Source organism: Clostridioides sp. ZZV15-6597 (assembly GCF_020657815.1).
GTDB lineage: Bacteria > Bacillota > Clostridia > Peptostreptococcales > Peptostreptococcaceae > Clostridioides.
Window position 1 is genome coordinate 1 of record NZ_JAGWCT010000137.1, and the last position, 9,054, is coordinate 9,054.

11 protein-coding genes are annotated in these 9,054 nt (G+C 27.3%); 4 read left to right on the top strand and 7 right to left on the bottom strand.

Annotation, left to right across the window (positions count from 1 at the left end; translation table 11 throughout):
- Positions 1–108: 108 nt before the first annotated feature.
- The gene (locus KGF52_RS19030; protein WP_227841264.1) at positions 109–303 is read right to left on the bottom strand and encodes a hypothetical protein; all 195 of its coding nucleotides are present in this window, start codon (positions 301–303) and stop codon (positions 109–111) included.
- 210 nt (positions 304–513) lie between these two features.
- Between KGF52_RS19030 and KGF52_RS19035 the strand changes: the two genes are divergently transcribed.
- Positions 514–780, top strand: coding sequence for a hypothetical protein (locus KGF52_RS19035; protein ID WP_227841265.1), 267 nt, complete (start codon positions 514–516; stop codon positions 778–780).
- Between the two features lie 219 nt (positions 781–999).
- Here KGF52_RS19035 and KGF52_RS19040 read toward each other — a convergent pair whose 3' ends face one another.
- A complete protein-coding gene (locus KGF52_RS19040) occupies positions 1,000–1,224 on the bottom strand; it encodes a DUF6718 family protein (protein WP_021414212.1) in 225 nt (74 codons plus the stop codon).
- Between the two features lie 111 nt (positions 1,225–1,335).
- Positions 1,336–1,458 carry a hypothetical protein gene (locus KGF52_RS21500; RefSeq protein WP_255646335.1) on the bottom strand — a complete coding sequence of 41 codons (123 nt, stop codon included), beginning with the start codon at positions 1,456–1,458 and terminating at the stop codon, positions 1,336–1,338.
- 1,018 nt (positions 1,459–2,476) lie between these two features.
- On the opposite strand from KGF52_RS21500, the gene KGF52_RS19045 reads away from it, so the two are divergent.
- Positions 2,477–3,070, top strand: coding sequence for a hypothetical protein (locus KGF52_RS19045; protein ID WP_227841266.1), 594 nt, complete (start codon positions 2,477–2,479; stop codon positions 3,068–3,070).
- Positions 3,071–3,382: 312 nt separating this feature from the next.
- Positions 3,383–3,529, top strand: a complete 147-nt coding sequence (locus KGF52_RS19050; protein ID WP_227841267.1) for a hypothetical protein — start codon at positions 3,383–3,385, stop codon at positions 3,527–3,529.
- Between the two features lie 80 nt (positions 3,530–3,609).
- Here KGF52_RS19050 and mobV read toward each other — a convergent pair whose 3' ends face one another.
- Genes mobV through KGF52_RS19065 form a run of 3 tightly spaced genes read right to left on the bottom strand, consistent with a single transcriptional unit; the run spans position 3,610 to position 7,417 of the window.
- Positions 3,610–5,016, bottom strand: a complete 1,407-nt coding sequence (mobV, locus tag KGF52_RS19055) for a MobV family relaxase (RefSeq protein ID WP_227841268.1) — start codon at positions 5,014–5,016, stop codon at positions 3,610–3,612.
- A 15-nt stretch (positions 5,017–5,031) separates the two neighbouring features.
- Positions 5,032–6,840, bottom strand: coding sequence for a hypothetical protein (locus KGF52_RS19060; RefSeq protein WP_227841269.1), 1,809 nt, complete (start codon positions 6,838–6,840; stop codon positions 5,032–5,034).
- A 19-nt stretch (positions 6,841–6,859) separates the two neighbouring features.
- Positions 6,860–7,417, bottom strand: a complete 558-nt coding sequence (locus tag KGF52_RS19065; protein WP_227841270.1) for a DUF6550 family protein — start codon at positions 7,415–7,417, stop codon at positions 6,860–6,862.
- Positions 7,418–7,586: 169 nt separating this feature from the next.
- Between KGF52_RS19065 and KGF52_RS19070 the strand changes: the two genes are divergently transcribed.
- Entirely contained in the window at positions 7,587–8,003 is a 417-nt protein-coding gene (locus KGF52_RS19070) for a helix-turn-helix transcriptional regulator (RefSeq protein WP_227841271.1), read from the top strand.
- A 32-nt stretch (positions 8,004–8,035) separates the two neighbouring features.
- On the opposite strand, the gene KGF52_RS19075 is transcribed toward KGF52_RS19070, so the two are convergent.
- Positions 8,036–9,054 (bottom strand): cell wall-binding repeat-containing protein (locus KGF52_RS19075; protein WP_285894677.1); only part of this gene is annotated, 1,019 nt, incomplete at its 5' end.

Sequence of the window (9,054 nt, forward strand, 5' to 3'; positions counted from 1 at the left end):
AATCCTTTCAAGAGTAAAAGCATTTGAGTGAAATACACTCATTGAAAATAATAATCCTGCTAACCCTAATGATGTCAATTTTTTAATCCCTTTCATAAAAAATACCCCCTATTTTTTTTTATAATTTTTACATTCATGCTCTATGTAATAATCAATAGCATTTAATATAAAATCTGTTAAATTTATTTTTTTAGAATTATCTTCATTCAATCTATCAATTATGTCTTTTAAATTCTGTTTTTCTGTTTCTGTAAGACGTATTTGTATATATTTATCTCTTTTTTCTCTATTTGAAAATAACATTTAATTTCTCCTTTTATAATTTTATATTTATAAAATAACACAGAACCCCTCTTTTGTCAATACGATTAATAAATACTTTTTGTATTGACAAATCGTATTTGTATTGTTATTATAATAAAAAAGCACTATAGCCCCAAAGGAGCATATAGCACTATACCTCGCAAGTACAGTATATATCTTTTTTGAGTTATAGTCAAAAAGGAGGATAATATGGATGATAAAAAAAATGTATTACTTAAACAATTAATTGTGATTGAAAATTTTTATGGTGAAGAAAAAATCACAGACATTAAAAAATTCATAGAATTTTTAAAAAACAACAACTTAGAATTTATTAATTTAGAAGGCTGCCCAATAGAAATTAACTTAAAAAAAGAAATGATTTCTATAATTCAAAGCATTGTTAATGAAAGGGTATTAGAATTTACATATGAATATCTAAAGCAAATAGAAAATAAAACCAATACTTATATATAAAAATATGACTTCCATAACATGGATGTACTCACAAATATACTGTCCATGTTATGGAAGTTTTAAATTACTAATGTAATTTAAAACGACATATTCATATATATAAGTATAACTTACTATACTTTGCACTACGTTGGCAAAGTGGTAAGCTCTGCGAGGCATTAAAAACCTATATACCAAAAGTGGTCACTTTTGGCACACCCTAGTGGTCTATTTAGACCACTAATGGTTCATTGATAAAACACTACATACAAACTCAACCTCGCTCAAAAACTCATATGGAGCATATTCTCCATACATATTTGGCTTATCTAAAACAACAATTTCAATCCCCTTATCAAGCATTGTTAATGATAAATATTCAATCAATGCACCTACTCTTTCTCCTCTTTCTACCTTTGATGCAATACAACCTACTTCACCAAATTTTTTTGCAACAATGTACATTACTTCACCTCATATCACTCAGATAATTTTTTCAAGGCATCTATATTTTCATCTATTATTTTATCCATTATTTTTTCAATACCTCTTTCATCACCATCAAGATACTTTTTCTTATAATAATTCTAAAACAATTATACTAGGTTCATGAAAATCAATTGAGCCTAATGCAAGTGCAGAATTAACAATCTCTTTTCTTTGTTCCTTAGTCGTATTTTTAATTGAATAATCTTTCATAATTTTCACCTTCCTTTTATTAAACCTAACGGTTAAAACCACTTTAACCTTCGGCTTTAAGTGGTTACTAACGCATTCTCCATATGCCAAGCCAGAAGAGGCTTGTCCTATATCGAATTTTGTTATTCCTATTTATTTTTCTTATTGACTATTTGTTTTTTTAATGCAAACCTAAAGGTTTTGTAATTGGACGCAGTTACCCACGAACTACTGTCCGTGGTTACTTTCCATATCTCAAACCCAATAGGATTGGTGGGTTACGTTCCCACAACGTTGGACTGATACAAGTAAATACTCCACTTGTGATTTAACACAGTCTACCAACACCCCGACAATAGACAGTATATTTGAGTATCTCCACTAAGTGTTGCCACCCCCATCTGTTTTTGTTTGTAGCCTATGGTCGCTACTCTCACCCCTTCGCACTGGTATCAGACAGTGTTATATGGTGTTAGAACTTAATCTAAGTGTTTAGTCGGCTACCCCTGTACTCTGTCGAGCCTTTCGGTTTGCACTTGGTCAAACACTCCTCCTTATAAAACCCATTCTATTAAATTTTTCAAATTAAATATGTATTTTGTTGCATTAAAAAACACCTAAAGTCTATATCTATACTTTAGGTGTACAACATTTCTCCTTGACTAAAATTATTTTACTTTATATACTATAATTATATTTTGTAAATAATTTCAGTTGGGTTAACTTTCCCTGATAGATTTAGCCTATCTTGCGATTGGATTATTCCTTAACTTCTTGGTACTGTTATACCAGTTGTTACCTTAAATCGCCTAGGAAACGATTTAAAGAACTGAAGTTACAGACAGCACTTACTTTTTGTAAGTGCTTTTTTATTTAGTTTTTATATATTTAAGTATAAATTCTTTTTGAGGATATAACAACATATTTTTTGAAATTTTTGCTAATTATATTTTAAAACTCCAAATTTATTAAAAATAATATTGTGATATAATTTCAAATAACAGACGTAATACATCTGTTATTACTGTGGGGGTGTCGTATGAACAAAGATAAATTTAATGAATTAGATATATCAGAACAAATAGAATATATAAATAATCAATTAGAAAATAATGAAACCTTGACATATATATGTAAAAATATAGGAATAGGCAGAAGTACAATAAGAGATAGATTTAAAAAGGCTAATTACAGTTATTCCAAAGACTTGAACAAGTATATACACGAATGTATAACAGATGTATTACAGAAGCCAAGTATAAAAAATAACAGATGTATTACGACTGATATCCAAAAAGAAAAAAATAACATTAGTAATACAAATGTTATACAATCGGATGCAGTAAGAGAAGTAATTAATAAGTCTGACAAAGAGATAAAAGATAATTTGTTAGATATAGTTTCTAATTATGATGTATTAAAAGAAATTATAGAGTTACACAAATGTAATACGTCCGTTATAAAGCAACAGATAGTAATAGATTTAGAGGATTCTGACAGTAAACTTACTACTCTAAGAGTTAATAGTAAAGAATTAGAGTTATTTAATAAGTTCTGTGATAATAATAAACAATTCAAAAAGATGGATTTAATAAGCCAAGCATTAAAAGAGTTTAGAGAAAAATATAAATAAAACTCACTAGTCTGAATCAAATAAAATAAAGTAAAAAATAGAAATGAGAGTCAAAAATCAAATATATTAAACTAATTTTCTAAATTATAATAACAAATTAAAAATAGTACTAACTTAATGAATTTAAGTTAGTACTATTTTATTTCTAAAAGTATTGAAAATACTGAAATGTGTTCAACTAATCCCTAAACGTCAATTTAGAGCATAGTTGTTTATCATAAAAATTTGAAAAATTGATACATTATTTTGTTATAAAACATTATTCAATTATCTATTATTAATAAAATTTAAAATTGATGAGGTGTCTAACAAATGAAAAAATATGATTTAATAACTATAGCCAGTATAATAATAACAATTATAAGTATTTTTTTAACTTTAATTGAAAGCAATAACTCTGATAAAGAAAATGTGGTTAATATAAATAATTGTGTAAACTGTAAAATAATAGATTATTAATATAACTAAAATGATTTAATTAAAATTAAGGTAGAGATATCATATTAAATATAATGATACCTCTACCTCTTTCATTACTACTATCTGGATAAATTTTTAGAAAACAGTCTATTATTAGGCTCATTTATACTAATAATCTCACGTTTTAAATCCATATCTCTATATTGTCCAAGAATAATATTTTTTTTCATAAAAATACCATTATTAATTCCAAATGACATTTGAAACCCTATTTCTCTTGTTTCATTACTATGGAAATAAATTTTATTTAATCCTTTAATCAGATTATTGGCATCTTTAAACCTATATGTGTCATTTGCTTGTATCTCTTTGATACTAGACTTATTAAAAATAATATATATATCATTGTTACTAAATTCTTCAATCACTTTTTCATATTCTCTTATTGTGTTATTGTATTTTCTTGATAAATTTTTATATTGTTTTTCTAACTCATTTATTTCTACTTCCTTTTCATCAAGAATCTTTTTATTATTTTTATCTTTATTTTCTAGTACTTTCTCAATATTTTTTTCACGTTCAGATATTAGTTGTTTTTGTTCTTCAAATTCTTCTTTTTCTAATTTTAATTTTTTTTCTTTTTCATAAGTCAATCTTTCATATTCATTTATTGTATTTAATTTAACTTCTAAATCCCTTATTTTCAACTGCTCATTATATAATTTTTCTTTAAGTTCTATATTTTCTTTCATTGTTCCTTTTAATATATCTATTACTTCATCATAATCATTCTTATATACCGTTTCTTTGCCTGTTATAAGGTTTTTTTTAACATTTACAGGTTCTAACTCATTAAAACTATTTAAAGGCTTCTCAAAGCCTTTAAATAGTTTTTTTACATATTCTAATTTGTTTTCTAATTCCCTAAGTTCTTGAATTTGTTGTTTTTTATAATCTTCTGGTTGCATGTGCCTTGCTTCACTATGCTCACGTCCTCTTTTTATGTCAAATCCCACTGATTGTAAGAATCTCGGTAATTCATCCTGTATTTTTTTTAATTCAATTCTTGTTATTAAATCTCTAGCACTTAGTTTCCCATCTGCTGTTATTGGAACAAAACTAAAATGCATGTGCGGTGTTGTTTCATCAAAGTGTACTGTAGCAGAAATTACATTTTTTTCACCATATCTATCTTTTAAAAATTCATATGCGTATTTAAAATATTTTTCCTTTTCTGATTGCTCCATACCCAGGAAAAATTCTGGGCTTGCTGAAATCACACTTTCACACATCAAAATTGCGTCTTTTCTTATAACTTTTCCCTTCGTCCTATTCTCTTTTATAATTTTTTCTACTTTTTCTAAATATTTTATTCTATCTTTATTTTCAAAATCTATATTTAGTTTACTTTTTGACACATCAATATCTTTATTTTTATAAGATTTATTTTGTCTTTGGTTATGTTTTTGGATACCAACAACATTATTTTTACTATACTTTGCCAAATGATAAACGAAAAATGCCATTATAAAAAATCCTTTCTACTCAACTGATTTTACAGGACCAAAGTGATAATCTTGATATAAATTCCCTTTTATGGTGATTTTATCACTAAAAATATTTGTACTTAACTTTCCAGCTGGAGTCCAAGAATCTGTAACAGTAGCATATGTAGTATATTTTAAATCGTTCAAGTACCAAAGTGGCGTAAAATGGACTGGATATTTATATGGACAATACTTGTTATTTTTAAATATGAAACTTGACTTATAATCTGTTTCCATTTTTCTCTGTAAAATCCTATTGTATTTTTTATAATGAAATTCTGGGAATTTCATTATAACATTTTGTCCACCTGTAACACTATCTTCTGGGGCATTATATGAAACATTACTATTTACTATGGTTTCTATTCCATAGCCAGACTTCATTTCGTATCCATTTTTTGTTTTTATCTCAGTTGGACAAAGTCTATCTGGAACTGTATTCATAGTAGCATTTATAGTTGCACTATATGGTATCCACTTCCAAACCCAATAGCCTTCATCAACCCATTCGCCTCCTCCGTCTCCATCCGAATAATATACCCAAACTGCTTTCCAGTTACAATCCCATTTACCCCATTCTAACGTTTTAGTTTCTTCATTTTTAGGTAGCTTTGGCATTTCAAATTTTCCTGTTTTTATATCAATTACATCCTTTGTTGCTAAATCTCTTGCAGTTGGATCAGGAGGTGTTTTTTCTTCTAACTCAACAACATTAGCTATAATCTTTGCTTTATCAGTGGTCGCATTTGAACTTACTTCTATAATTATTTTTTCTGGTGTCTTCGGTGTGTGCCACTTAACCCAGGCATATTGTTCTCCACCTTCCTCTGGCAAATATATATTATTCATATTGTAAGTTTGGTTTTTTATTTTAAATTTAACTGTTACAGGGTTATCTGGAGAACGATTAGATCCTTTTATTTTCACAGAAGATATAACGTCTGTATCTGTATGATATTCATACTCTTTGCCATCTATAGAAGGTTTCTCTTCTGGTGTTGACGGTTCTACTGGTGGTATTGTAACCTCATCATCTTTTGTAGGCTCATTATTAAAATAGACTATCCCTATACCTAACATTTTAATTATTGTAGCATCGTCTTTTGCCTTTGCTTTATCTGTGTCAGAAATTCCTTTCCATGCTTTGAAACCTAAATCATCTTTTTCTAAGAACATTGCTAAAGGTAGGTTTTTATGAGAAATACTCGCAAATTTATTTCTTAATTTATTTCCACCTAATTTTTTATTGTATAACGCTGCTTCCGTTGCAGTCATAGCCATTTTGTTCCCATTAAAAGTGAAATATGCAACAGGCTCTAATAATAATTTATACTCGCCATTTTGCATTTTTTCATAGTCAAAGTTAGTTTCTTTTGCTATCATTCTCTGTGTCCAATCATTACAAAAATATTCTTTAATCTTTTTTATATCAGATTTTCCATAAGTTTTACTAGAAATTATGACAGGCAATTTATTTTTAGGATTAATATAATTGTATTTTCCAGAATCAATATTTAATGCTTTACCTTCCCTATATGAAATTTTAGATACTTTTCCAAAATGTACTTTTACATTTATGCTCCTATTTGTAAAATCTATTGAAGTTGACACAGGTTTTTGAGTTTTATCATCAACTATTGTAATTCTTACTCCTTCATCACCAGCTGTCCAATAATTCTTCTTATCTCCACCACTTCCTGTACTTCCACCACCTCCATCTAAATTACCACTGCCATCTCCAAAAACAAATATTGGTATAAATAAAGAGATACAAAGAAATACAATTAATAATTTTTTTTTCATAATCTTTACCCTCTCTTTCTTAATCCATTTGACCTATAACTTTATTAAAATCTCCATTAGAATTACCTTCTTTTCCTTGTGATTCAGATGGTTCTACCCATCCAAATCCTTCTACATATACTTTTTCATTTTTATCTTTATTGTTTTTATTTTCTTCTGGATTGTTGTTTTTACTAGAATTTTCATCATTGCTTGGTTTTACTTCGGGGTTAATAATATTAGAATTAGGTTTATTAGATTTAGTTGGCTTATTAGGCTTTTTTACAGGTTCATTTTCTTTTTTTTCTATACCTTCTCTAAAATTTCTATAATCTTCATCTGTTATATTATTTTCCTTATTAATTTTTTCTGCCATTTTTATTTTTGCTTCACTACTTCCTTCATCAATATTAATTTTTGGAATATCAACATTTTTTACTTCTGCTTTTACCTTCTGACCAGTTTCTTTTTCTATCTGATTAGTTAAAGATTCTCCTTTATTAGAAGAATCCTTAAAAATAAAAATCGAAACTGAAAGTATAATCAATATAACACTTCCAATAGCATAATTTTTTTTTTTAATTTCTTTAAATTTCATAAATTTCTACCTCCCAATTTTACCTAAAAATTTAATTAGACTTAAATATCCTTTAAGGATATTAATGTAAGTATATATCCTTAAAGGATATTTATCAATACTATAATGATTTTAGTACTTATAATAACAATTGTTTATGTTAAAATATCTCTATAAAGGAGTGTTATTTATGGCAGATACAGAAAAGAAAACAATCAATAAAGATATTAATTTTAGGATAAAGAAAGTTAGAAAAAATCTTGGATTTACTCAAAAAGAATTTGCTAAAAAACTTGGTTTATCCCAGAATCATTTGAGCTATATAGAACGTGGTGAAAGAAAAGTTTTTCAAAATCTTATTAATGCTATTTTTATAGAATTTGGTGTAAATAGAGAATGGTTGAAAACAGGAGAAGGAAATGTATATGATAGTGCTGAATCGACAACTAGACATATGCTTTATAACGATAATAGTGATAATGATGATGTAACATTTTTATATGGTGACCTTGATAAAAAACTAAGTGAAAAATTTGGTAAAGATTTTGTAGAAATAATTAATGATTTTTATGAGATATTACAAGAAAGTAAAAAAGAAAAAGAGTAAAAACCAATTATAGTTTTACTCTTTTTCTAAATTTACATATCAGCTACGATTTTATTAAAATCTCCATCTGAATTACCTTCTTTTCCCTCTGAGTCAGTTGTCTCAACCCATCCAAATCCTTCTACATATACTTTCTCTTTTTTAGTCTTAGTTTCTGACTTTCCATCTTTAGCATCTAAACATTTTTTTATTATAGATTCATCTAAATTTCCTACTACAGTAATTTTAGATGCACGTTTTAACATTCTTTTATCATTACTTTCATTAACCAGAACTATTGGTTTATCTTTAACAATAGTTGAAGCAATAAGAGGATATACTAAATCTGTTCCACTTGCAATATAAAATTCTTCTTCCCCTCTGTAGAATGATTGTATTACTTTTCTATTGGTAGCATATCTATCTGCTCCACCTAATGCTTGTGAATTAGTATTTATAAGTATATCATCAGTCATATTTTTACTACCTCCAACAACATAACTTTTAATATTCTTATCAATTTTAAATGGTATTGTGCTTCCATTTGTAAGTATAATTGGTGCATTTTTCATTATTGCAACTGGTGCTATACTCATTGCATCTGCTTCGCCCTTAAAAGCATTAGTCAGCATTATCGTATTAACTTTTTTTATTGAGTTAATTTCTTTGGCAACACTATAACTTGTCTTAATTCTATCACTGCCTTGAAGTCTTTTAATTTCTATTCCCTTATCTTTCAAAATATCTTCTGTTGATTTATCTATAGAATTTTCACCACCAATTATATATACTTTTTTGGCTCTTTCTACCCTTTCAAGTGTTTCTTTTGGTATATTATTTTTTTGTGTTAATAAAATTGGTGCATTATTAACACCTGCAAGTCCACTTGCTGAAAGACCATCTGACATTGTACTATCTGCATTAATTAATATAGCAGTAGTATATTGTTGCTTATCTGCAATAAGACCAGCTGTTTCATATTTATTTTTTCCTTGAATCCTTTCAAGAGTAAAAGCATTTGAGTGAAATACACTCATTGAAAATAATAATCCTGCTAACCCTAATGATGTCA

Coding starts and splice junctions, on each gene's coding strand:
- KGF52_RS19030 (WP_227841264.1), bottom strand. CDS start 303: ATGTTATTTTCAAATAGAGAAAAAAGAGATAAATATATACAAATACGT.
- KGF52_RS19035 (WP_227841265.1), top strand. CDS start 514: ATGGATGATAAAAAAAATGTATTACTTAAACAATTAATTGTGATTGAA.
- KGF52_RS19040 (WP_021414212.1), bottom strand. CDS start 1,224: ATGTACATTGTTGCAAAAAAATTTGGTGAAGTAGGTTGTATTGCATCA.
- KGF52_RS21500 (WP_255646335.1), bottom strand. CDS start 1,458: ATGAAAGATTATTCAATTAAAAATACGACTAAGGAACAAAGAAAAGAG.
- KGF52_RS19045 (WP_227841266.1), top strand. CDS start 2,477: ATGAACAAAGATAAATTTAATGAATTAGATATATCAGAACAAATAGAA.
- KGF52_RS19050 (WP_227841267.1), top strand. CDS start 3,383: ATGAAAAAATATGATTTAATAACTATAGCCAGTATAATAATAACAATT.
- mobV (WP_227841268.1), bottom strand. CDS start 5,016: ATGGCATTTTTCGTTTATCATTTGGCAAAGTATAGTAAAAATAATGTT.
- KGF52_RS19060 (WP_227841269.1), bottom strand. CDS start 6,840: ATGAAAAAAAAATTATTAATTGTATTTCTTTGTATCTCTTTATTTATA.
- KGF52_RS19065 (WP_227841270.1), bottom strand. CDS start 7,417: ATGAAATTTAAAGAAATTAAAAAAAAAAATTATGCTATTGGAAGTGTT.
- KGF52_RS19070 (WP_227841271.1), top strand. CDS start 7,587: ATGGCAGATACAGAAAAGAAAACAATCAATAAAGATATTAATTTTAGG.